This is a genomic window from Neorhizobium sp. PAMB6716 (assembly GCF_058242805.1).
In genome coordinates this window covers 3,417,286-3,439,715 of sequence record NZ_CM177835.1, presented here as the reverse complement: position 1 = coordinate 3,439,715, position 22,430 = coordinate 3,417,286, and the positions used below count along the sequence as shown (strand labels likewise).

Annotated in this window: 15 protein-coding genes; 8 read left to right on the top strand and 7 right to left on the bottom strand. The window is 61.8% G+C overall.

Going from position 1 to position 22,430, the window contains the following annotated elements; all coding sequences use genetic code 11:
- Nucleotides 1–8: 8 nt before the first annotated feature.
- The gene (locus AC4CWH_RS16700) at nucleotides 9–2,507 is read right to left on the bottom strand and encodes an ATP-binding protein (protein ID WP_491319595.1); all 2,499 of its coding nucleotides are present in this window, start codon (nucleotides 2,505–2,507) and stop codon (nucleotides 9–11) included.
- Nucleotides 2,504–4,669, bottom strand: a complete 2,166-nt coding sequence (locus AC4CWH_RS16695; RefSeq protein ID WP_491319594.1) for a putative bifunctional diguanylate cyclase/phosphodiesterase — start codon at nucleotides 4,667–4,669, stop codon at nucleotides 2,504–2,506. The genes AC4CWH_RS16700 and AC4CWH_RS16695 overlap by 4 nt, the downstream gene beginning before the upstream one ends.
- A gap of 338 nt (nucleotides 4,670–5,007) precedes the next feature.
- Here AC4CWH_RS16695 and AC4CWH_RS16690 point away from each other — a divergent pair, with 338 nt between their 5' ends.
- Both AC4CWH_RS16690 and AC4CWH_RS16685 read left to right on the top strand, forming a co-directional pair.
- Nucleotides 5,008–5,223, top strand: coding sequence for a hypothetical protein (locus AC4CWH_RS16690; RefSeq protein WP_491283183.1), 216 nt, complete (start codon nucleotides 5,008–5,010; stop codon nucleotides 5,221–5,223).
- A gap of 131 nt (nucleotides 5,224–5,354) precedes the next feature.
- Nucleotides 5,355–5,831 (top strand): hypothetical protein, encoded by a 477-nt coding sequence (locus AC4CWH_RS16685; RefSeq protein WP_491319593.1) that lies wholly within the window; start codon nucleotides 5,355–5,357, stop codon nucleotides 5,829–5,831.
- Nucleotides 5,832–5,853: 22 nt separating this feature from the next.
- On the opposite strand, the gene AC4CWH_RS16680 is transcribed toward AC4CWH_RS16685, so the two are convergent.
- The gene (locus tag AC4CWH_RS16680) at nucleotides 5,854–6,072 is read right to left on the bottom strand and encodes a DUF1674 domain-containing protein (RefSeq protein WP_491283181.1); all 219 of its coding nucleotides are present in this window, start codon (nucleotides 6,070–6,072) and stop codon (nucleotides 5,854–5,856) included.
- Between the two features lie 135 nt (nucleotides 6,073–6,207).
- Here AC4CWH_RS16680 and htpX point away from each other — a divergent pair, with 135 nt between their 5' ends.
- From htpX to purH, 4 genes are all read left to right on the top strand, one after another.
- Entirely contained in the window at nucleotides 6,208–7,170 is a 963-nt protein-coding gene (htpX, locus tag AC4CWH_RS16675) for a zinc metalloprotease HtpX (RefSeq protein ID WP_491319592.1), read from the top strand.
- Entirely contained in the window at nucleotides 7,161–8,570 is a 1,410-nt protein-coding gene (locus AC4CWH_RS16670) for an RsmB/NOP family class I SAM-dependent RNA methyltransferase (protein ID WP_491321451.1), read from the top strand. The genes htpX and AC4CWH_RS16670 overlap by 10 nt, the downstream gene beginning before the upstream one ends.
- Before the next feature lie 107 nt (nucleotides 8,571–8,677).
- On the top strand, nucleotides 8,678–10,363 hold the full coding sequence (locus tag AC4CWH_RS16665) for a heparinase II/III family protein (protein ID WP_491321450.1): 1,686 nt from the start codon (nucleotides 8,678–8,680) through the stop codon (nucleotides 10,361–10,363).
- A gap of 130 nt (nucleotides 10,364–10,493) precedes the next feature.
- Complete coding sequence (purH, locus tag AC4CWH_RS16660; protein WP_491319591.1) at nucleotides 10,494–12,110, top strand: bifunctional phosphoribosylaminoimidazolecarboxamide formyltransferase/IMP cyclohydrolase; 1,617 nt, start codon at nucleotides 10,494–10,496, stop codon at nucleotides 12,108–12,110.
- Nucleotides 12,111–12,176: 66 nt separating this feature from the next.
- On the opposite strand, the gene AC4CWH_RS16655 is transcribed toward purH, so the two are convergent.
- Nucleotides 12,177–13,511, bottom strand: a complete 1,335-nt coding sequence (locus tag AC4CWH_RS16655) for an MFS transporter (protein ID WP_491321449.1) — start codon at nucleotides 13,509–13,511, stop codon at nucleotides 12,177–12,179.
- Nucleotides 13,512–13,602: 91 nt separating this feature from the next.
- Nucleotides 13,603–18,354, bottom strand: coding sequence for an NAD-glutamate dehydrogenase (locus tag AC4CWH_RS16650; RefSeq protein ID WP_491319590.1), 4,752 nt, complete (start codon nucleotides 18,352–18,354; stop codon nucleotides 13,603–13,605).
- A gap of 149 nt (nucleotides 18,355–18,503) precedes the next feature.
- Between AC4CWH_RS16650 and pdxY the strand changes: the two genes are divergently transcribed.
- Nucleotides 18,504–19,373, top strand: coding sequence for a pyridoxal kinase PdxY (gene pdxY, locus AC4CWH_RS16645; RefSeq protein ID WP_491319589.1), 870 nt, complete (start codon nucleotides 18,504–18,506; stop codon nucleotides 19,371–19,373).
- A 139-nt stretch (nucleotides 19,374–19,512) separates the two neighbouring features.
- A complete protein-coding gene (locus tag AC4CWH_RS16640; protein WP_491283175.1) occupies nucleotides 19,513–20,154 on the top strand; it encodes a carbonic anhydrase in 642 nt (213 codons plus the stop codon).
- A 48-nt stretch (nucleotides 20,155–20,202) separates the two neighbouring features.
- Here AC4CWH_RS16640 and AC4CWH_RS16635 read toward each other — a convergent pair whose 3' ends face one another.
- Nucleotides 20,203–20,976: a lytic murein transglycosylase gene (locus tag AC4CWH_RS16635; protein WP_491285511.1), complete on the bottom strand. Its 774-nt coding sequence runs from the start codon at nucleotides 20,974–20,976 to the stop codon at nucleotides 20,203–20,205.
- A 234-nt stretch (nucleotides 20,977–21,210) separates the two neighbouring features.
- Nucleotides 21,211–22,245, bottom strand: coding sequence for an aspartate-semialdehyde dehydrogenase (locus tag AC4CWH_RS16630; RefSeq protein ID WP_491283174.1), 1,035 nt, complete (start codon nucleotides 22,243–22,245; stop codon nucleotides 21,211–21,213).
- Nucleotides 22,246–22,430: the final 185 nt, after the last annotated feature.

Genomic DNA, 22,430 nt, shown 5'->3' with positions numbered 1-22,430 from the left:
GGGGCGTATTACGAAGCAAGGCGCGATTGCACTTCCCGCTGAAACCGCTGAAACTCGCTGTTGAGCAGGTTGAGGTGGATTTCGCCGCGCTGGCTAAGCTCTGGATCGTTGATCTCGCGCCATTCCAGGCAGAGCTGGTAGATGCGCGCCGCCCCGACATTGGCAGCGGCACTGCGCAGGGCATGGGCGCAGTTGCGAAAGCTCTGGACGTTTTCCTCCGCAACCGCATGGGCAAGCTCGCTCAGAGCATCGGCGGAATCGCTGACGAACTGTTCCAGCAACTGATCGACGAATTCCGTGCCACCCAACTGCTCCAGCGCCTCGCAGGTGGCCGCATCGATGATCGGACGGTCAGCCGCGACAGGCGAAGCGACGGGCGCGTCCACCACTTCGGCAACCACCTCGGGCATGGTGTCGCCGATGATCGCCGCAATGGTTTCGAGGAGGCGCCTTGGTTCGACGGGTTTTGTCAGGCATTCCGCCATGCCGGCTGCAAGGCAGCGCTCGCGCGCCTCGTCCGTGGCATCGGCGGTGACGGCAACGACCGGGATTTCCTTCGTGCCAAGCGCTGCGAAACGATAGAATTTCACTGCCTCGATACCGTTCATCACCGGCATGTTGAGATCCATCAGCACGAGGTCGAGATCGCCCTTCAGCATGCGCTCGACGGCGGCCTCGCCGTTTTCCACCACTTCGTAATGGTGACCGCTGGTTTCCAAAATCTTGCCAAGCACCATCTGGTTGGTCTTGTTGTCGTCGGCAATCAGCAGCCTGAAACGCCGCCCGGTGCGTACCGGCACCTGCATCTCGGCCTGCCTGTCAGCGCTTTCCCTGGTCATGGCCAGGAGTAGGGACAGGTTGTTTGGCTCGTCGGGCGCGACGACGGAGAAAAACAGGTGGCGCATGACGGGCGTCAGGCGCACGTCCGCTGGCTGGCGCTTGACGAGAACCAGAAGCGGGGCATCGTCGAGCGGGAAGGCATCGAGCAGCAGCCGCGCCACGCGCGCCGGCGAGGGATCGCGGATCTGCGAATCGACCAGCACAAGCGGTCGCCTCACCCCTTCGCCCTGCAATGTCCGCACCGCCGCCACCGCCGCTTCGACGGTCGAAACCCGCCGCGCATCCTGATAGGCCCCAGCCGACAGCGGGCTCGACCCGAGATACACAAAGACCGGAAGCGTGATCTCTTCCTGTTCTTCGAACACGGCCTCGACCGGCAGGTGAAAGAAGAAGGAACTGCCCTCGCCCGGTGCGCTGACAACCCCGATTTCGCCGCCCATCGCGCGGACCAGCTGGCGCACGATGGCAAGCCCAAGCCCGGTGCCGCCGAAGCGGTCCATGATCGTGCCATCCGCCTGTGTAAAGCGTTCGAAGATGCGCCCATGGGCGGAGGGATCGATCCCGATCCCGGTATCGGCGACCTCCACATGCAGGCCTGCGCCATCCGCGGTGGACTTATAGTCCACCTCGATCCGGATATGGCCGCTTTCGGTGAACTTGACGGCGTTGCTGGCAAGGTTGAGGAGGATTTCCTCCAGATGCCGGCGGTCGGCCAGCACAAATTGCGGTGTGTTGGCGCCGACATGCAGGGAAAGCCTGAGGCCCTTTGCATGGGCTGCCACGCCAGCCATGGCCTTCACGTCCTGCAACAGGCGCGGCAGGTCCACCTTTTCCGGCAGGATCTTCACCTGGCCCGCCTCGATACGGGAGAGATCAAGCAGGGCTTCAATCAGCGACAGGAGCGAGCGGCCCGAGCGGCTGATGGTGCGCACCATATCCTTGTGCTCACTCTTCAGCGCCATGCCCATCAGGAGATCGCTGAGGCCGATGATGGCGTTGAGGGGCGTGCGCAGTTCGTGGCTCATGCTGGCCAGAAACAGGCTTTTGGCGCGGCTTGCCTCTTCCGCCTCGCGTTTTGCCTCGGATAACTTGCGCACGAGCTTTGCCGTATAGGCGGGAATGACGATGAGCGCGCCGATGAGGCCGATGGAGAGGTTGATCTCGTTCTGCCAATAGGGTGTGGTCAGCACCACGGCCAGAAAACCGGTGACGGCCGCCACAGCCGCAATGGCCAGATAAACGATGCCGAAACGAAAACCATTGCCGAGGACGGCCCAGAAATAGACGAGAAACAGGGCAGCGCCCGCTTCGCCGCTGACATGCAGCCCATAGGAAAACGCCCCGACATCCGCAACGATGCCGGCGACCCGGCGATAATGGCTGACGCCCGGGTAAAACAGGATATGCAGAAAAAGGCCGAAGGCAAAAATCTCGAACAACACGACCGGTGCGGCCGCCACGTCGAGGGCTGAAGAGGCGGCATCAGACCCGAAGATCTGGGCAAGCACCAGATAGATGATGATACCGGAGGAGAGAATCAGGCGGTTTGTCGTCAGCTCATGCTCGGTATCCGGGCGTGACCGCAGCATTGCCCGCAAATGACGCAGCGAGACCGAGAGCGGCTGGCCAAACAGCCGGCGGGGATCAAGGGGAAGGGCCTGCCTCATGCACTGATTCCCAGCCCCTGCGGATCAAGGCTCTGTTGCCCGCGCACCAGATCGATAAACTGCGCAGCCGGCATTGGGCGCCCGAAGAGATAACCCTGCATGACATCGCAACCATCGACCTTCAGCAGCGTTGCCTGCGCCTCCGTCTCGACACCTTCAGCAACGACGGTGAGGCCAAGGCTGTGACCGAGATTGGCAACCGTGCGCACGATGGCATGGTCGCTCGGATCCTCCACCATGTTGCGGACGAAACACTGGTCGATCTTGATGCGATCGATGGGAAACTGCTTGATATAGTTCAGCGACGAATAACCGGTGCCGAAATCATCGATGGAAATACCGACCCCCGAGGCGCCGATCTGCTTTAACGCGGATACGACGCTCGCAGTGTTCTCGATGACGATGTTCTCGGTGATCTCGATCTCCAGAAAGCTGGGATCCAGGTCGGCGGCAGCAAGCGACCGCATGATGAGGTCGGCCACGTTGACCCGACGGAACTGGACCGGCGACAGGTTGACGCTGATCCGCAGGTCTGAAAGCCCCAGACGCTGCCAGTTGCGGGCCTCCCGGCAAGCCTCGGTCAAAACCCATTCGTTGATCGGCACGATCAGGCCGTTTTCTTCCGCCCGCGGCAGAAAACTGCCCGGCGTCACCAGTCCCTGTTCCGGGTGCTGCCAGCGCAGCAGCGCCTCAGCGCCGATCACTGTGCCGGAGGCGGCCGAAATCAGCGGCTGGTAATAGATGACAAACTGCCCCTCATCGATTGCGGTTCGCAGCTTGCCATCAAGAATGGCGTTGTTGCGCATGCGCTCGGCCATGTTCGTTTCGAAGAAACGGAACTGGTTGCCGCCATTTTCCTTGGCCTGGTACATGGCAAGCTCGGCATTCTTGACGAGCTTGCTGACATCGGTGCCATCGACCGGATGCGCGGTAATGCCGATGCTTGCGCCACAGGAAAACCGTTTCCCCTCGCTGGTGAACGGCTGGCCCAGGGCCTCGATCACCTGACGGGCACGGGCGGTGGCATCCGGATCGCCGCTGCCGATCGATTGCAGCATGGCAAACTCATCGCCGCCAAGCCGCGCCACCATATCGTCCGGCCCTGCCAGATGCTGCAGGCGGCGGGAGACTTCCTTCAGGAATTCGTCGCCGGCATCGTGCCCGAGGAGTTCGTTGATGCTCTTGAACTCGTCGATATCGATGAAATGCAGGGCAAAGGACCGATCGCCACGCCGTGCGCGGGCAACCTCCCGGCGCAACCGGTCCAGCAGGAAGTTGCGGTTGGGCAGGTTGGTCAGGGCATCGTGGCGCGCCACATGCAACAGATGTTCTTCGGCCCGCTTGCGCTCGGTGATGTCGAGTGCGCTGGTGACGACGCCGACAACGGTCTCGCTGCTGTCGCGAAGCGGCGATTTGGTCGTCAGGAAAACCCGCCTGTCGCCGATGGCACTTGTCATCTCGCGCTCGAAGCTTTGCAGGGGCTGGCCGCTGAGAATGACCTTGCGATCCAGCATGCGGTTCGGCCCGGCAATTTCCGCATCGACCAGAAGGTCGCTGCTCTTGCCGACAAGGCTTGCCGGATCGCGCGCCATGAATTCGCCAACAAAAGCATTGACGAAGAGGATGCGGCCCTCCGGATCGCAGGCACTGACCATGGCCGGCACCGTATCGATGACCTGCGCCAGCCTTTCGCTGGAATCGCGCAGCACCGCTTGGCGCGATTGTTCGCTTGATGCAAGCTCGACGGCCAGATAGCGGGCGCGGCTTTCCAGCAGCAGTTGCTGCTTGCGCAGCTTCAGCAGGTTGCGTGCCCGCGTGATGAATTCCTGATGATCAATGGGGCTTTGCAGGAAATCGGTGGCGCCGGCCTCCAGCGCGCGCATGCGAAAGCTGCGCTCCTCATAAACAGTGATGACAATCACCGGGATCTCGGAAAAACCGTGCAGCGCGCGCACCGCACGAATGAAACCGGCGCCGTCCATGACCGGCATCTTGAAATCGGTGACAATGAGATCCGGAACCAGCCCCGCCTCAAAGGCGGCGATGGCGCTTTCCGGATCCGCAAAGACGCGGATAACCACGGCATCTTCGATCGAGGATGCTAGCCTCTCGAAGATGCGTCGGTTGGTTTCCTGGTCATCGAGAATCGCAATTAGGGGCATTCTGGATTCCGATATCATATCGACGGCCGGCAGATCGGCGGCAGACATGGTCATGCTGCAAAGGTTTCATGCCGTTCAAGGCACACTTGCGCCACGTTAGGCAGTAAACCGTTAACAGTTTGATACTGGATCAGGTTAGACGCAGGCTCTTGCTTTGAAGTGCAACGATAGATCGGTCCCGAAACAGGATCCGCAAATACTGGTGTTCATTTCATGACAGTTTGACCGTGGCTGCACGACAACACCCGCAGCGTCCCGGACGTCTGCAAGGCAGGCTTTGCTTTGACCGCCGCCATCCGAGCACCTATTGTAAGCCATGGTAATCCAACGGAGGCGAGATGCCGTTTTCCTCCTATGACACGCTGGAGACGAAGGATCTGCGTATCCTCCGCGACGTGCTGGAAGAGGTCTGTGCTGAGCGGGCGCTCGCCGTTGACGGCGACGAGGCCCATGCCATCGGGCGATCGCTGATCGACTGGTATCTGTTCGGGATCCGCCAGCCGGACGAGTTGAGAGCCATGCTCGATCCGCTGCCCTCCGATACGACCGGCTGATCCGGACACCATACCCCTATCGCACAGAGGTCAGCCGCAACCCTTGCTTTCGTCCCATGACTGCCATGAGGATGACGGCAGATCGAATCGCCGGGACCCGGCAGGGGCCAAGGCGCCGGAAATGGATAGGCATGGCGAAGAAACACAAGCGCAGCGCGCTCGAAAAACTCCAGAAGCACTGGCAAAGAGCAACTGCCGACGAGCGCCGGACGTTTCTTGCCGGCGTCTACGGGAAAGGGGGCGACCTGGATGGTGCGCAGCCCAGTGAGACCTTCCAGAACAGCCCCGATATTAGCGACGAAATGATCGCAAACGGCCGCTACCTGCTGCCGCTGACGGTTGCCCGCATTGAAAAGATCATGATCGCCCGTCGCATCGGGCCGTCCGAGGTGATGGCCGAAATGGGCTTTGCCGGACAGGGCACGGCTTTGGCCCGCGCGCTTATTCGAAAGGCCAGCATCCGGCTTATGGTCATTTCCGCCCTTCAACGCTGGCTGCGCGTCAACGAGGCCGCAGAGATGGCCGAACCGGGCGATGGCGCGCGACAGCTTCAGCCCGACGCTTCGGCCGAACGCCCACCGGAGGCGCGTGTCGTCGCGCACTCCTGAACCCGCACCGGTCGCAGCGCCTTTAGAAATCGATGGCGCGCCCGTTGATTTCCCAGTCACCGAACCGAGCCGGATCGGCACCGCCACGCCCGCCGCGCTCTGCCGGCATCTCCACCGGCTTTTCGCGGGCGCGCCGCTCCTCGGCTTCCTGAAGCGCACGCTGTGCGGCGGGCGAAAGCACCTTCGGAGCCGGGTCCGCCGTGGTCTCGGTTTCGATATTGTCGTTGTCCGGCATCTGCATGGCAAAACGTCCTTGCGTTGCGGGGAATATTGAAAACACGCCCCGGATAACCACATTCCTCTACGATCAATGCGCCTTTACGATAAAATGCGGCGCGCATGAAGCGCCGCGATCCCCTTCCTCGGAGAACCGACGATGAACATGATCCGCACCGCCATGCTTCTGGCCTTCATGACGGCTCTCTTCATGGGCGTCGGCTTCCTGATCGGTGGCCGCGCCGGCATGATGATCGCGCTTGTGGTCGCTGCCGGCATGAACCTGTTCTCCTACTGGAATTCCGACAAGATGGTGCTTTCGGCGTATCGCGCGCAAGAGGTTGACGCGAACAATGCGCCGGAATTCTACTATATGATCCGCGATCTCTCGGCCAATGCCGGACTTCCGATGCCGCGCGTCTATATCTATGACAATGCCCAGCCGAACGCCTTTGCGACCGGCCGCAACCCGCAAAATGCCGCCGTTGCCGCCTCCACCGGCCTTCTGGAACGGCTTTCGCCGGAGGAAGTGGCGGGCGTGATGGCGCATGAGCTTGCCCATATCCAGAACCGCGACACGTTGACCATGACGATCACCGCAACGCTTGCCGGTGCGATTTCCATGCTCGGCAATTTCGCCTTCTTTTTTGGCGGCAACCGCGAGAACAACAATCCGCTCGGTTTCATCGGCGTGCTCGTCGCCATGATCGTGGCGCCGCTTGCGGCCATGCTCGTGCAGATGGCGATCAGCCGCACGCGCGAATATTCGGCCGACAAACGTGGCGCTGAAATCTGCGGCAATCCGCTCTGGCTTGCCTCGGCGCTTGGCAAGATCGCCGGTGCGGCCCAGACGATCCGCAGCCAGGATGCCGAGCGCAATCCGGCCACAGCCCACATGTTCATTATCAATCCGCTGTCGGGTGAACGGATGGATAACCTGTTTTCGACCCATCCCGACACTGGAAACCGCATCGCCGCCCTGCATTCCATGGCATCGAGCATGCCCATGACCTCGACGCGCCCTGCAACGACTGCTAGACCCACGCGCACATCGCGTTCCGTGCCGACAACCGGTCCGGCACGCCGCAACGATGACGAACCGCGCAAAGGTCCCTGGTCTTGACGGCAGACGACAACAAGAAGAAACGACAGAAGCCCTCCACGCCACGCCCGAGCGAAGACGGAGCGCCAAGACATCCGGTGTTTGCCGACAAGCCGGGCCTTGATGTGCGCATCGCCGCCTCCAAGATCATCGCCGCCGTCATCGACAAAAAGACGCCGCTCGATGGCATGCTGGATGCCGGCCACGGCAATCCGGCCTACCGGGCCTTGAGCGAGGCGGACCGGTCACTGCTGCGCGCCATCCTCAACACCACGCTTCGCCATCTGCCGCGCATCGAAAAGAGCCTGTCGATGATGCTCGACAAGCCACTGCCGGAGGGCGCACGTGCGCTCCAGCACGTTCTGACGACGGCAGCCGCACAGATTCTTTATCTCGACATTCCCTCGCATGCCGCCGTCGACCTTGCCGTCGAGCAGGCGCATCGCGATCCGCGCAACCGGCGTTTTGCCAAGCTGGTGAACGCTCTTCTGCGCCGCATGGTGCGCGAGCGCGACGAAATCCTTATCGCAAGCGAGGCTATCTCTCCGGTGCCCGGCTGGTTTTACGCCCGCCTCGTCAAATCCTATGGCGAGGCTGAGGCACGGCGGATTGCCGAGGCGCAACTGACGCCAGCGCCAATCGACCTCACCGTCAAGGCCGACGCGAAAACCTGGGCCGAGCGGCTCAACGCTCGCCTTCTGCCGACCGGAAGCCTGCGGCTTGCAGCCTTTGAGGGCGGCATCCCCGCTGTCGATGGTTTCGAGGATGGCGCCTGGTGGGTTCAGGATGCCGCCGCCAGCATTCCCGCCCAGCTGTTCGGCCCGATTTCGGGCAAGCGCATTGCCGATCTCTGCGCCGCACCCGGCGGCAAGACGGCGCAGCTCTGCGCGCTCGGTGCGCAAGTCATTGCGGTCGAGATGTCGGGCAATCGTGCTGTGCGTCTCACAGAAAACCTCGCCCGCCTCAATCTGTCCGCCGAGATCGTTCAGGCAAACCTCTTCGACTTCAAGCCGGAAGAGCTTCTGGATGGCGTGCTGCTCGATGCCCCCTGCTCGTCTACCGGCACCACCCGTCGGCACCCGGACGTGCTCTGGACCAAGGACGCAAAGGACATCGAAAAGCTGGCGGAACTGCAGGCCCGCATGCTGCGCCATGCTCTGACGCTGGTGAAGCCCGGCGGGCTGGTGGTGTTTTCCAACTGCTCGCTCGATCCGCTGGAAGGCGAACAGCTGGTGGCGCAATTGCTGCGCGACGATGCCTCCGTCAAGCGCGTGCCGATCCGGCGCGAGGACTGGCCGGGGCTGGAAGAGGCGATCAACCCGCTTGGCGAATTCCGCACCACGCCTGCCATGATCTTGCCGAGCGAAGGCCATGCCGGTGGCATGGACGGGTTTTTCGCCTGCGTTCTGCAGCGCGGGTAAGGATTTATTCACCATAAGCGCGCACATTCGGGACTTGTAATGGACTGCGGCCGTTTCAGGAGAAGTGGCAGGCGGGAGGGGTCCATCAGGGATTTCCGGATTTGACGATGCTCATGGCAGAGCGCCGACACCATGTTGCTCTCTGGACGACGGAGGCCCGCAGGCGCCTCTGCCGGCGCATGACCACGCTTGGCATGGCGCGCTGCCGCGTGCTGCTCGACGTGCCGGACCGGCTGGTGGTGGCCCCCACCGACCTGCGGTCCGTCGATCCCTATATTGCCGAGGAAATCATGGAAGGGCGCTTTGCGCTCGCCGGAAAGCTGCTGGAGGCCGGCGACATCTCTCCTTTCCTGATGCAACTTCCCTCGCGCGCCTTTGCCGATCGCCTGCATTCCTTCGCCTTCCTGCGCCATATGCGCGCGATCCGCACGCCCCAGGCGCGCACGCGCGCCCGCAGCCTCGTCTCGTCCTGGATGAACCTGCACAACCGCAAGATTTCCGGCATTGCCTGGGAACCGCAAGTGGCAACCGAACGGATGATTGCCTTTCTCTGTCATTCGCCGGTTGTGCTGCAGGGGGCTGAAAGCGGCTTTTACCGGCGCTTCATGAAAAGCCTTGCCGTCCACCGCCGTTACCTCAGCAAGGTGGCCGGCTGCCTTGGAGACAGCGAAACACGGCTGCGCATCCATATCGCGCTCGCCATGGCCTCGCTTGCCATTCCCTCGACAGACAAGGCCATCCGCCGCGAGGGCCACAAACTCGACCGGGAGCTTGAGCGCCAGATCCTTGCCGATGGCGGGCACGCCTCGCGCAATCCGCGTGCGGCACTCGAACTGCTGCTCGACCTCTTGCCGCTGCGCCAGACCTATATCAATCTTGGCCAGGACGTGCCGGGCAAGCTCATCCCGACGATCGACCGGATCTTTCCGGCGCTGCGTTTCTTTCGCCACCAGGACGGTGATCTCGCCCTGTTTAATGGCGCAAGCGCCACGCCCGCCACCGAGCTGATGTCGGTGCTGCGTTATGACGAAACCGGTGGAAAGCCGTTCAAGGCCCTGCCCCACAGCCAGTATCACCGCCTGACCGCCGGAGAGACGATCCTTCTCATCGATGCCGGAAAGCCGACCTCGCCGGAACTGTCGCGGTCGGCGCATGCCGGGTGCCTGTCGTTTGAGATGTCAGCCGGGCGCAACCGTTTCATCGTCAATGCCGGGGCGCCAAAATTTTCGGGCCGCGATTTTCGCCTGCTGTCGCGCTCGACGGCGGCTCATTCCACTGCAACGCTTGGCGAAACCTCCTCGGCGCGCATCCTCACCTCAAGTTTTCTCGGGCCGATGATGGTGGATGGGCTGGAGACCGTGGAGGCACGGCGCTGGGACGATGCCTATGGCAATGACTGGGTGAAGGCCTCCCATGATGGGTATCTGAAAAACTTCGGCTACATCCACCAGCGCGAAATCGGCCTTGCGGCGAAGGGCAACAAGATCAAGGGGCACGATCACTTCTTCATGCCAGACGGCGCGGGCGGCAAGGCCGGTCGTTCCGTGCCGGGCACGCTGCGCTTCCACGTGCATCCCGCCATCCTCATGCAGAGGCTGCAGGCCGATACGATCCGCATGGCAGCCCCCGATGGAGAAACCTGGCTGTTTTCCGTGCCCGGCCAGACGGTCGCCATCGAGGAAGACGTGTTCTTCGCCGATGTCTCTGGAATACGGGGCAGCCATCAGCTGGTCGTCGAGTTTTCCCTGCCGGACACCTGCGACCTGCGCTGGATGCTGAAGCAGCAGGTTTGAGCGCAAAACGACCGTCTGCGCGCGTCAGGCGGCCGCCAGCCGTTTCCTCCGGCGCCAAGCTGTGCTAACGCGGCGCGGATTGAGGCGCCCGCCGCAGACGGGGCCAAGTTACCCAGCACGGAGTTCCCCGATGGCCGTCGTTTCCAAGATGATCCCCGCCCCCGACAAAGTGAAAATTCGCACGGCGCTTCTGTCGGTCTCCGACAAGACCGGCATCGTGGAGCTGGCCCGCGCGCTTGCAGATCACGGCGTGAAGCTTCTGTCGACCGGCGGCACGTTCAAGGCGATCCGTGAGGCGGGCCTTGATGTGACCGATGTGTCTGATGTCACCGGCTTTCCGGAAATCATGGACGGCCGCGTCAAGACGCTGCATCCGGGTGTGCATGGCGGGCTTCTTGCCATCCGCGACGATGCCGAGCATGTGAAGGCGATGGAAGAGCACAAGATCGGCGCGATCGATCTTGCCGTCATCAACCTCTACCCGTTCGAAGAAGTCCGGGCTGCCGGCCGCGACTATCCGACGACGGTCGAAAACATCGATATCGGCGGTCCGGCGATGATCCGCGCCGCCGCCAAGAACCATGCCTATGTGACCATCGTCACCGATCCGCAGGATTATCCGCAGCTGATCGAGGCGATGCGCGCCGACGAGGGCAAGACGGCTTACGCCTTCCGCCAGAAACTTGCGGCCCGCGCCTATTCCCGCACGGCCGCCTATGACACGATGATTTCCAACTGGTTTGCCGAAGCGCTCGATATCGAGATGCCGCGCTACCGCACCGTCGGCGGCATTCTCGCCCAGGAAATGCGCTACGGCGAAAACCCGCACCAGTCCGCCGGCTTTTACCTCACCGGCGACAAGCGCCCCGGCGTTTCCACGGCAACCCTCATCCAGGGCAAGCAGCTTTCCTACAACAACATCAACGACACCGATGCCGCCTATGAGCTGGTCAGCGAATTTCCGGCCGAGATGGGTGCTGCCTGCGCCATCATCAAGCATGCCAACCCCTGCGGCGTCGCCATCGGTTCCTCGCTCGTTGATGCCTATGGCCGGGCGCTTGCCTGCGACAGCACCTCTGCCTTCGGCGGTGTGATCGCACTCAACCAGATGCTGGATGCCGCAACGGCAGAACAGATCATCAAGCTGTTTACCGAAGTCATCATCGCTCCGGATGCCTCGGAAGAAGCAAAAGCGATCATTGCGAAAAAGCCGAACCTGCGCCTGCTCGTGGCCGGCGGCCTGCCGGATCCGCGCTCGCGGGGCCTCACCGCCAAGACCGTCTCTGGCGGACTTCTCGTCCAGACCCGCGACAACGGCATGGTGGAAGACCTCGATCTGCGTGTCGTGACCAAGCGCGCGCCGAGCGAGCAGGAACTGATCGACATGAAGTTTGCCTTCAAGGTGGCAAAACATGTGAAATCGAACGCCGTGGTCTATGCCAAGGACGGCCAGACCGCCGGCATTGGCGCCGGCCAGATGAGCCGCGTCGATTCCGCCCGCATCGCCGCGTTGAAGGCCGAAGAGGCCGCCAAGGTGATGGGTTGGGCGGCACCGATGACGCAAGGCTCCGCCGTTGCCTCCGAAGCCTTCCTGCCGTTTGCCGATGGTCTTCTGTCGATGATTGCCGCCGGTGCCACCGCCCTCATCCAGCCGGGCGGCTCGATGCGCGACGAAGAGGTGATTGCGGCCGCTGACGAACACGGCGTTGCCATGGTGTTTACCGGCATGCGCCATTTCCGCCACTGATCACGGTCGAGCCTCAAACCATCCTGCAAAATGCCCGGGTTACGCCCGGGCATTTTTCGTTGAGGATCAGCGCTCTTCCGGGCGCTCCACGGCCGGATAACGGGTTCCGATCAGAAGAACGAGGCCGGCGAGAAGAAACAGAATGAGCATGGCCATACCGAGCCGCGCCGAGCCTGAGGCATAGGTGACGAGCGAGAAGGAGAGCGTTGCCATGAAACTCGTGGCGCGGCCGGACAGCGCATAAATGCCGAAATAGCGCCCGGCCTCATCCGGATGCACGCTGCGTGACAGATAGGAGCGCGAGGAGGCCTGCACGGGTCCGAACGCCATGCCGATGAGTGCGCCGAAGAGCAGATAAACCTTTTCGGCCGAGGTCGAGAAAACCCCGCCGGTATCGACAGGCGACAGCGGTACAAGCCCGAACAGGATGTAACCGGGCGCCGTCGAGATGATGCCGAGCGTTGCGATGAGCAACAGGACAAGGCTGAGGATGACGACGGTTTTTGAGCCGGACAGCCTGTCGATGTGGCCGGCAGCAAGGCAGCTGAAGATCGCGACGACATTGATGAGGATGCCGAACAGGCCGATTTCGAGCGTCGCCCAGCCGAACATGCCCGCCGCAAAGGCGCCGCCGAGGATCAGAAGACCGTTCACGCCGTCCTGGTACAGCATGCGGGCGATGAGAAATCGCAGGATGGTCCTGCGTCGCGTGAAAAGTTCGGAAAGCGTGGAGGACAGTTCGCGCACGCCTGAAAGAACCGCCTTTTTCATCGGTTCGCCGCGTTTGGCATCCGGCGTGAAAAAGAACATCGGCAGGATGAAGAGAAGGTACCAGCCGGCAGCCAGAGGTCCCGTGATGCGCGCATCTTCGCCGAGCGCCGGATCGAGCCCGAAGAGCGGCGCCATGCCGAGGATCGTCACGCCCGTCTTCGGATCGGCGGCCAGAAAACCGACGACGAAGATCAGCACCACCATGCCGCCGAGATAACCCAGCCCCCAGGCGGTGTTGGAGACACGGCCCACCTCGCTTGCCGGCACCAGCCGCGGCATCATCGAATCATTGAACACGATGGAAAATTCCGCCGCGATCGAGGCAAGGATCATGAAGGTAACCGGCCAGACGAGGGCTGAACCAGGCGCTGCAAACCAGAGCATCGCAAGCGATGCAATCTTCACCACGGCAAAACAGGCGATCCACGGCTTTCGCGGACCGGATTGATCGGCAATCGCACCGAGGACCGGCGACAGAAGCGCGATCACGATGGAGGAAACGGTTGCCATGTTGCTCCACATGGCCTGGGCTGCCACCGGATCCTCTGTCAGGCGGGCGACAAAATACGGCCCGAAGACGAAGGTGGTGACAACAGTAAAGAAGGGCTGGGCTGCCCAGTCGAACAGCATCCAGCCCCAGATTCCGCGGGACGGCACCTTGGGCACCGTCCCGGAGTTTTCAAACGTCACGGCGCTCCTCCCGTTTCAGAGCGCCATTGGATCACCGAACCCCGGTCTGGGCAAGGTCCGTGAACAGGCTGGCCGCCACCATCATCCGGGCCAATGTCGTATCGCCGCCTTCGCTCAAGGCCAGCAATTCGCTGCTGATGCGGTTGAGGCGAACCCGGTCGTCGGCAAGCCAGGCTTCCAGCGGCTTGTCGTCGGCACCATGGGTCTTTAGCGCCACGGTGACGATATCGCGCCGCGCCGCCGCAATCTGCTGCAGGGCGCGGATGATAGCGAGGTTTTCGTAATGATCGGCCGTGCCGAACCGCTCGCCCGCCTCCAGGAAGCGGTTGACCCGGAACGTGTCGGTGGCGTGGAAATAAACCTCCGTTGCCCGTGACAGCGGGGCCCCGCTGCGCTCGGAAATCAGCATGATTTCCGGCACGAGAACCAGGTTCGGCAGAAGGTCGAGTTCGCCTGCAAGCGCGGCCGGCACGCCCTCGATGGGGGCGGCACCCTCGCCTGCCGCCGTGCTGCGGATGGTGCTGCGCAAGCCGTCGATGCCGGCGCGGATGCGCTTGATGGCATCTTCCACCGGAGCAGCAACAATGCCGGTCTGCAGGATGAAGATGGTGGCGCCGAAGAAGATTTCGCCGATACGCTCATAAAGATCGTTCTGCACCTCGCCATCCAGCGTGCCATCCAGCGCATCGACCGCCGCCCAGAGTTTTGGCAGATCATAGGCATCGCGGGCAATAAAGGCGGCCTTCACCACATCCACCTGCGCGCGACCGCTGATATCGCTCATCATCTGGGCAAAGCCCGGACCGCCGCGGTTGATCACCTCGTTCGCCAGCACCGTTGCGATGATTTCGCGGTGCAGACGGTGGTGAGCAATGTCATTTGCATAAGCCGCCTGCATGGGGCCCGGGAAGTAGGCCGTCAGCACAGCGCCAAAATAGGGATCATCCGGCAGGTCACTTGCCACGATCGCATCGAAGAGCACGATCTTGGCATAGGAGAGAAGCACGCCCACTTCCGGGCGCGTCAGCGGTTTGCTGGCCGCATAACGTTCGGCAAGTTCGGCATCATCCGGCAGCGTTTCCACCTTGCGGTTCAGCTCGCCGCGCCCTTCCAGCGCCGACATCAGCCGCGACAGTTCCTCGCGGTTGCGCACGCCGCGCCGGGTCGTCAGCGAAATGGCGAGCGACTGCAGGTAGTTGTTGCGCAAAACGAGCGCCCCGACATCCGCCGTCATGGAGGCCAGGAGAATGTCGCGCTTGTCGCGCGGCAGGCGGCCATCCTGCATAGCGGGGCTGAGCGCAATCTTGATATTGACCTCGACGTCGGACGAGTTGACGCCGGCCGAGTTGTCGATGGCATCGGAGTTGCACCGTCCACCTGAGAGCGCATAGGCAATGCGGCCCTTCTGGGTGACACCGAGATTGGCGCCCTCGCCGATAACCTTCGCCCGGACTTCACCGGCGGTGACGCGGATCGGATCATTGGCGCGGTCACCGACTTCCGCATCCGTTTCGGACATGGCCTTGATATAGGTGCCGATACCGCCGAACCACAGGAGATCGACCGGGCTCTTGAGGATCGCCGTGATGATCTCGAAGGGTGTCGCGATATCCTTGTCGATCCCGATGGCAGCCTTCGCCTCCGGCGTCAGCTTCACCGATTTTTCCGTGCGTGGAATGACCATGCCACCCTTGGACAGAACCGAGCGGTCAAGATCCTGCCAGCTGGAGCGCGGCAGGGCAAACATCCGTTCGCGCTCGGCAAAGGTCTTTTCCGTATCCGGATCCGGGTCGATGACGATGTCGCGGTGGTCGAAGCAGGCAATCAGGCGGATATGCCGCGACAGCAGCATGCCGTTGCCAAACACGTCGCCCGACATGTCGCCGACGCCGGCCACGGTAAACGGCGTGGTCTGAATATCCACGTTCATCTCGCGGAAATGGCGTTTGACCGCCTCCCAGGCGCCGCGGGCGGTAATGCCCATCTTCTTGTGGTCGTAGCCTGCCGAACCGCCGGAGGCAAAGGCGTCGTCCAGCCAGAAACCGGCCTCCTGCGCCAGGCCGTTTGCCGTATCAGAGAAGGTCGCCGTGCCCTTGTCGGCGGCGACGACGAAATAGGGATCGTCGCCATCGAGCCGCAGCGTGTCAGCGGGGCCGACGATCTCGCCGCCGACGATGTTGTCGGTGATCGACAGGAGCGTGCGGATGAAGGTCTTGTAGGCGTCGCGGCCGGCATTAAAGAAGGCATCGCGCTGGGCGGGCGACGGCAGCTTTTTCGGGAAGAAACCGCCCTTTGCGCCAACCGGCACGATCACAGCGTTCTTCACCTGCTGGGCCTTCACGAGCCCCAGCACTTCCGTGCGATAATCCTCACCGCGATCCGACCAGCGCAACCCGCCGCGGGCCACCTTGCCGAAGCGCAGATGGACGCCCTCCACTTCCGTGCCATAGACAAAAATTTCGCGGAAGGGTTTTGGCTCCGGCAGGCCGTCGAGCAGTTTGGGATCGAGCTTGAAGGCAATCATCGGCTTGGGCAGGCCATCGGCACCGGTCTGGAAATAGTTGGTGCGCAACGTTGCATCGATGGCATTGACATAACGGCGCAGCGTGCGGTCGTCATCGAGATTGGGAACCGCCGTCAAGGCCTCCTCGATGGCGGCATGATGGCGGGTGAGCAGCGCCTCGCGCTCGCTGTCACCAAGCTTCGGATCGAACCCATCGCTGAACAGGGCAAACAGATCGCGGCTGATTTCAGGATAGCGCACCATCGTATCGGCAATATGGGCCTGCGAATAAACGATGCCGGTCTGGCGCAGGTAACGCGCATAGGCCCTGAGCACGGTCACTTCGCGCACGGAGAGCCCGGTCAGGAGAACAAGCCGGTTGAAGCTGTCATTGTCGGCGGAGCCATCGAAGGCCGAGAGGAAGGCTTCCTCCACCAAAGGCGCCTCGCGCTCCATATCGATCGAGCGATCGTCATGAAGCTGAAGCTCCATGTCATGCAGCACGATGCGCGTGCCGCCTTGCGTCAGCATAAGGTCGAAGGTGCGCTCGCTCACCACCTGGAAGCCGAGATTTTCCAGAAGCGGTACACGCCGCGACAGGGCAAGATGGCCCCCGGCATGGAAGATCTTCAGAGACAGGATGCGCCGCGCGCCGTCCTTGCGCTCGTAAAGCGCAATGCGGATCGGCTCTCCCCCAGCGCAGGCGAGGATATCGGGCAGATCGGCAAAGGTTTCCTTGGGCGAAAAAGCCTCCTGGAAGGCGAAACTGGTTTCAATGGCGGGGCTGTCGGGTCCGGCAAGTCCGGCAAAACGATCGGCCCACGGGGTCGAGATCTCCCGGATCGCCTCTTCCAGCTGCGGTTGGGGAATGTGAGGCGTATTGCCGAGCCTGCGGCCGATGATGAAATGCACCCGCGCATTGCCGCCTTCGGGGAAGGCCGGATAATAGGCGGAAACATGGCCTTCGAAGGTTGCAGCGAGATAGGCGCCGATCTTCTCGCGCACCACCGAATTGTAGTTTTCGCGCGGCACGTAGACGAGAATGGACACGAAGCGATCGAAATGGTCGATACGGGCGAGCGCCCGCACGCGCGGCCGCTCGGCCAGTTCCATGATCTGCTCGCAGTAGCGCGCCAGAAGATCCGGATCGATCTGGAACAGGTCGTCACGCGGATAGGATTCCAGCGTATTGCGCAGCATGCGGCCGGAATGGCTGAGCGGATCGAAAGCGAAATGCTCCTCCACCCGGGCCGCCTTGGCGCGCAGCAGCGGAATTTCGCTCACTGAATGGGTATAGGCGGTGCCGGTAAACAGGCCGACGATACGCAGTTCGCCCGTCACCCTGCCCTCGGCATCAAAGCGCTTGACGCCGACATAATCCATATAGGCGCGCCGGTGGACGGTGGATTTCACATTGGCCTTGGTGACGATGAGGAAATCCTCGCCCTGCAGAAACTGCAGGATTTCCGGTGTCGTTGTCACCTGATCCTTACCTTGGCGCAGTACAAGCACATCGGGATCCGAGAGAATGCCGAGGCCTCGTCCCTCGCCGCGCTCCAGCGTCGCCTGAGGGCCGTCGCCGGAATAGATATATTCACGCATGCCAAGGAAGATAAAATTGCCGTCGCGCAGCCATTTGAAGAAATCGAGCGCCTCGTCCCGTTCTCCCTTGCGGCCGGTGATCGGCGCTTCCTTCATCTCGCGGCTGGCCCCCTTCAAGAGGGAGAGCATCGGCTTCCAGTCGGTAATGACGGCATGGACCTTGTCGAGCACCTGGCGCAGCCGCGCCATCAGGTCTGCGGCCTGCTCGTCCGTGATCGGTGCCAGATGAATCTGGATGAGGCTGACATGCTCGCTCGCCGCCTGGCTTCGTTCGTAGGAATAAAGCCCCGGCGCCTTGCCCGGCTGCACGTCGAGGATCGGATGCACGGCAAGCGTGATGTCCCGGAAGGTACTGGTCACCTCGCCCATCACCGAATCGAACAGGAAAGGCATGTCGCGGTCGATCACCGTCAGCACCGACACCGGCACGCCATTGGGGGCGACGCCCGTAACCGTTGCAACGGAGATGCGCGCGGTCTCGCCCGTCCAGGCCTCAAGCTCTCGCCCGGCATATTCGGCAGACGCCGCCAGCATTTCCGGCGAATAGGCGGCAACGTCGTCATTGCTTGCCCGGCCAAACAGAATATCCGGATCAAGCCTGACGCCGCCGCTTTCCGCCCAGGCGGCACGGGCCAGTTGGATCTGCTTTTCCCGCTTCGGATTACGCTTGGCAGCCATGCTTTCCTCCCTTTGCTTCGTTATGAGCTATTCAACCGATGTTTGAGGCATTAAGGCAGCTCTGGAACAGGTTCTCGCATAGTTTTATGAGTTTTATTGACACCAGACCGTGAAAAATCGACCCAATCGTTGAAAACAGGCTTTTCCTCATGTCCGACACCCATGCCGTCATCGTTATTTCGAGCCATGTGATTCGCGGTTCCGTTGGAAACCGCGCTGCCGTGTTCGCACTCGAGACGATGGGCCTGCCCGTCTGGGCGCTGCCGACCGTCATCATGCCCTGGCATCCGGGCCATGGCCCCTCGACGCGGGTGGTGATACCGGAGGATCAATTCGAGAAGGTCATCGAGGATCTGATCCGCGCGCCCTGGCTTTCCGAGGTGAAGGCGGTGCTCACAGGCTATTTCGGCCACGCCTTGCAGCCGCCGCAGGTTGCCCGCCTGATTGCAGCGCTGAAGGCCCAAAATCCGGACCTGCTTTATGTCTGCGATCCTGTCATGGGCGACAAGGGCGGCCTCTACGTGCCGGAGGCGACGGCTGTGGCGATCCGGGAAGACCTTATCCCGCTTGCCACGCTTGCGACGCCAAACCGCTATGAACTCGCCTGGATGTCCGGTGCCGATCTCGACACCAATGCGGCGATCATGGATGCTGCACTTTCACTGGGACCGGCAAAGATGCTGGTGACCTCGGCCGTGCCGATGATGTCAGGCGGCACCGGCAATCTTTACCTTACGGGAAAACACGCACTGCTTGCCGAACACCGGCTGATCGAGAATGCACCCAACGGCCTTGGCGATCTGATGTCGGCGGTGTTTCTTGCCCGGCTTCTGTCCGGCATGGATGAGGAAAAGGCACTGCAACTGGCAACCGCCAGCGTATTCGAGGTTCTGGCCCGCACCGCCAAGCGCGGTGGCGACGAGTTGACGCTGGAAACCGATGCGGCCAGCCTATCGACGCCCATGGCCATGGTGCAGCTGCGCCACCTCATGCATCCGTCCCGCAGCACCCGCCGCTAGCCGCCAGGCCCACGACATGCACGCTGAAGGCGTGTCTGAACAAACGGGTTCAACGCAGAAGGATTGTGCCGCGTCAATTCCGGTTTCTGCCGGGGCTGTGACTGTTGATCTTCCTCGCACGCAAGGCTAATCAAAGCGCATGACAGATTTTCCGCCCTCCCTTCTTTCCGGTTACGACAACTTCATGAGCGGCCGCTATAGCGGGGAGCGCGAGCGCTACCGCACACTGGCCGAGACAGGCCAGAAACCGCATACGCTGGTGGTAGCCTGTTGCGACAGCCGGGCAGCACCTGAGACGATTTTCGATTCAGGACCCGGCGAACTTTTCGTCGTGCGCAATGTCGCAAACCTTGTGCCGCCCTACGAGCCGGATGGCCAGTATCACGCAACCTCGGCAGCACTCGAATATGCCGTCCAGGTGCTGAAGATCCGCGATATCGTGGTCATGGGCCATGGCCGCTGCGGCGGTATCCAGGCAGCGCTTGATCCCATGGACGAGCCACTGTCGCCGGGTGACTTCATCGGCAAGTGGATGGGCCTGCTGCGCCCGACCGCCGAACAGATACCAAGCCTTGATGTGCTGACCCAGTCCGAGCGTCAGACAGCCCTGGAACGGGTGTCGATCCGCAATTCCATCGCCAACCTGCGCACGTTTCCTTGCGTGAAGATCCTTGAGGAAAAGGGCCGCATGCGTGTCCACGGCGCCTGGTTCGACATCTCCACCGGCGAGCTGTGGGTCATGGATGCCAAGACCGGCGACTTCATCCGGCCCACTCTCTGAGCCGGATGGTTTACCTCGGGCGCCGGATGCCGGGTTGACCGGACGGGCCTATTGCCCGTCGATCTTGGCGCCCATATAGGCAATCGCCTGCTGGTAGACGGTGGCGGCATTCCAGCCTTCGATGGCGGTAAAGTTCGGCTGACCCTGCTGATAACCTGCACCGCGCTGCCAGCCATGCCCGACGAGGAAATTGGCCGTCGAGGCGAGCGCATCGGCGCGCGAGCGGACCATATCGATATGACCGTCGCCATCGCCATCGGCACCGTAACGCAGCACGTTCAGCGGCAGGAACTGCGTCTGGCCGATTTCGCCATGGGCAGCACCCTTGGCTGTCGGGCTGAGATCGCCGCGCGCCACAAGCTGCAGGGCGGCATAAAGCTGTTCGGTAAAATAGGCCGAGCGGCGGCAGTCATAGGCAAGCGTTGCTACGGCCGACAGCGTATGCTGGTCGCCCATGAAACTGCCAAAACCGGTTTCCATGCCCCAGATCGCCAGGATCGGTCCGGCCGGCACGCCGTAGCGGCGTTCGATATTGGCAAAGAGGGAAGCATTGGAAGCCTTCATCGTCTTGCCGCGTGCGATGATGGTGGTGGCACCACGCTTCTGCAGGAATTCGTCGAAGGAGAGCTTGAAGCTTTTCTGGCCGCGGTCGGCACGGATCGTCGGGCGATTGTAGCTGACGCCGGAAAAGGCCTGCTGCACAACGGAGGCCGGAATGCCCTGGGCCGGTGCCTGCTGCTTGAATGCCTGCACCCAGGCATCGAAGCCTGACGCATCATTGCCGCAGCTGGCAGCCTGCGCGGCAGAGACCGTCAGCATCATCGCAGCGCCGACAGCGCCACCCAGAACAGTTTTCAACATTCGTCAGATCCCATGCTTGTCTTGGAAACGCTGCTCATCTTGCGCGTCTCCCGTTGCTCGTCTGGGTTATGGGTGCGCTCGTGGCTCTCGACAACCTTTCCGTCCATGAAAAGATCGTGATCCGCCCGAACGAAAAAGCCCCGCCCTGAAGGCGAGGCTTTATCATGTCATGCTTACCAAAAGGTAATTTTTCGTTCAGGCAGCCTGCTTGCGCGGCTTGATCAGGCCACGATTGACGAGAAGCTCGGCAATCTGAATGGCATTCAGGGCAGCGCCCTTGCGCAGGTTGTCGGAGACGACCCAGATGTTGAGACCATTTTCAACGGTTGCATCCTCGCGGATACGGGAAATGAAGGTCGCGTCTTCGCCGGCGCATTCCAGCGGCGTGATGTAACCGCCGTTTTCATGCTTGTCGATGACGAGGCAGCCGGGCGCCTCCCGCAGGATGTCACGGGCCTGGTCGGCGGTGATCTCGTTTTCGAACTCGATGTTGACCGATTCCGAATGGCCGATGAAGACGGGAACGCGCACGGCCGTGCAGGTGACCTTGATCTTCGGATCGAGCATCTTCTTGGTTTCGGCCAGCACCTTCCACTCTTCCTTCGTGTAGCCGTCTTCCATGAAGCTATCGATATGCGGAATGACGTTGAAGGCGATGCGCTTGGTGAACTTCTTGGATTCGACCGGATCGGCGACGAAGACGGCGCGCGTCTGGGTGAACAGTTCGTCCATGCCTTCCTTGCCCGCGCCGGAAACCGACTGGTAGGTGGAGACAACGACGCGCTTGATCTTGGCAAAATCATGCAGCGGCTTCAGCGCCACGACCAGCTGGGCCGTCGAGCAATTCGGGTTGGCGATGATGTTGCGACGGGTAAAGCCGTCGATCGCATCCGGATTGACTTCCGGAACGATGAGCGGAACATCCTGATCATAACGCCAGGCCGACGAGTTATCGATGACGACGCAACCCTGCGCGCCGATCTTCGGAGACCACTTCTGCGAGATCGTGCCACCGGCCGACATCAGGCAGATATCGGTATCGGAAAAATCATAATGCTCAAGGTTGGACACCTTCAGCACCTTGTCGCCGAACGACACTTCGGTGCCCTGCGACCGTGCGGAGGCAAGCGCCACCACTTCATCGACGGGGAAGCCGCGCTCGGAGAGAATGTTCAGCATTTCCCGGCCGACATTGCCGGTTGCGCCGACCACTGCAATCTTGAAACCCATTTTCCTGCTCTCTTTCTCTTCTCTCCTCGGGCTTTGAGGGGGAAACACGATAAAAACCGTGCTTCCTTGTCCCCGGCCGAACCGGGGAGAGAGCGGTAGGCCAGAGACGTCAGACGGTTTTCGTCGTCGTTTTGGCCTTGGTTTTGGAGGATACGCATGCGAAAAGCGGCGCTCCGGCCACATGT

Bases quoted from the DNA above. Each gene is read 5' to 3' on its own strand.
- AC4CWH_RS16700 (WP_491319595.1), bottom strand. From the start codon at position 2,507: ATGAGGCAGGCCCTTCCCCTTGATCCCCGCCGGCTGTTTGGCCAGCCG.
- AC4CWH_RS16695 (WP_491319594.1), bottom strand. From the start codon at position 4,669: ATGCCCCTAATTGCGATTCTCGATGACCAGGAAACCAACCGACGCATC.
- AC4CWH_RS16690 (WP_491283183.1), top strand. From the start codon at position 5,008: ATGCCGTTTTCCTCCTATGACACGCTGGAGACGAAGGATCTGCGTATC.
- AC4CWH_RS16685 (WP_491319593.1), top strand. From the start codon at position 5,355: ATGGCGAAGAAACACAAGCGCAGCGCGCTCGAAAAACTCCAGAAGCAC.
- AC4CWH_RS16680 (WP_491283181.1), bottom strand. From the start codon at position 6,072: ATGCAGATGCCGGACAACGACAATATCGAAACCGAGACCACGGCGGAC.
- htpX (WP_491319592.1), top strand. From the start codon at position 6,208: ATGAACATGATCCGCACCGCCATGCTTCTGGCCTTCATGACGGCTCTC.
- AC4CWH_RS16665 (WP_491321450.1), top strand. From the start codon at position 8,678: ATGCTCATGGCAGAGCGCCGACACCATGTTGCTCTCTGGACGACGGAG.
- purH (WP_491319591.1), top strand. From the start codon at position 10,494: ATGGCCGTCGTTTCCAAGATGATCCCCGCCCCCGACAAAGTGAAAATT.
- AC4CWH_RS16655 (WP_491321449.1), bottom strand. From the start codon at position 13,511: ATGCTGTTCGACTGGGCAGCCCAGCCCTTCTTTACTGTTGTCACCACC.
- AC4CWH_RS16650 (WP_491319590.1), bottom strand. From the start codon at position 18,354: ATGGCTGCCAAGCGTAATCCGAAGCGGGAAAAGCAGATCCAACTGGCC.
- pdxY (WP_491319589.1), top strand. From the start codon at position 18,504: ATGTCCGACACCCATGCCGTCATCGTTATTTCGAGCCATGTGATTCGC.
- AC4CWH_RS16640 (WP_491283175.1), top strand. From the start codon at position 19,513: ATGACAGATTTTCCGCCCTCCCTTCTTTCCGGTTACGACAACTTCATG.
- AC4CWH_RS16635 (WP_491285511.1), bottom strand. From the start codon at position 20,976: ATGATGCTGACGGTCTCTGCCGCGCAGGCTGCCAGCTGCGGCAATGAT.
- AC4CWH_RS16630 (WP_491283174.1), bottom strand. From the start codon at position 22,245: ATGGGTTTCAAGATTGCAGTGGTCGGCGCAACCGGCAATGTCGGCCGG.